The organism is Rahnella sp. Larv3_ips (genome assembly GCF_003697865.1).
In the GTDB taxonomy this organism is placed as follows: Bacteria; Pseudomonadota; Gammaproteobacteria; order Enterobacterales; family Enterobacteriaceae; genus Rahnella; species Rahnella rivi.
In genome coordinates this window covers 907,751-908,616 of the sequence record NZ_MJIB01000004.1, presented here as the reverse complement: position 1 = coordinate 908,616, position 866 = coordinate 907,751, and the positions used below count along the sequence as shown (strand labels likewise).

Genomic DNA, 866 nt, shown 5'->3' with positions numbered 1-866 from the left:
GCGGTGCGGGCAATGACTCACTTAATGGCAACAGCGGTGAGGACACCTACCAGTTTACTGCCGGGCACGGTAAAGACCATGTGTATGACTCAGCGGGTAGCGGTGAAAATGGTGATATTTTACGCTTCACTGGTGCGTCATCGGGCGCAGCCCGTTTCAGTCGCGAGGGTGCCAACCTTGTCATACAGGCCTACGGAAGCGATGACAGCGTGACGGTCAGCAACTACTTTGCCGGTACTGATCAACCCGGAGGGATTTACCGCCAGTTCAGCTTTGTGTTCGACGATGCGACGCTGACGGAGTCGGATCTGGCGAGGTCGGGGATGACGTACAACGGAACGGACGCTGGTAACAATGCCTCGGGCTGGTATGCCGCTGATCTTATGTACGGCGCAGGCGGTAACGACACGCTGCAGGGAGGGGGCGGAAATGACGTGCTGAACGGCGGTGCGGGCAATGACTCACTTAATGGCAACAGCGGTGAGGACACCTACCAGTTTACTGCCGGGCACGGTAAAGACCATGTGTATGACTCAGCGGTTAGCGGTGAAAATGGTGATATTTTACGCTTCACTGGTGCGTCATCGGGCGCAGCCCGTTTCAGTCGCGAGGGTAACAACCTTATCATACAGGCCTACGGAAGCGATGACAGCGTGACGGTCAACAACTACTTTGCCGGTACTGATCAACCCGGAGGGATTTATCGCCAGTTCAGCTTTGTCTTCGACGATGCGACGCTGACGGAGTCAGATCTGGCGAGGTCGGGGATAACGTACAACGGAACGGACGTTGGTAATAATATTACTGGCTGGTACGGCGTCGACCTGATGAACGGTGGCGGCGGTAACGATACGCTGAGTGGCGGT

At 56.1% G+C, this 866-nt stretch carries 1 protein-coding gene; it reads left to right on the top strand.

Going from position 1 to position 866, the window contains the following annotated elements; all coding sequences use genetic code 11:
* A partial coding sequence (locus tag ED901_RS06500) for a calcium-binding protein (RefSeq protein WP_371414290.1) occupies positions 1-866 on the top strand: 866 nt, incomplete at both ends.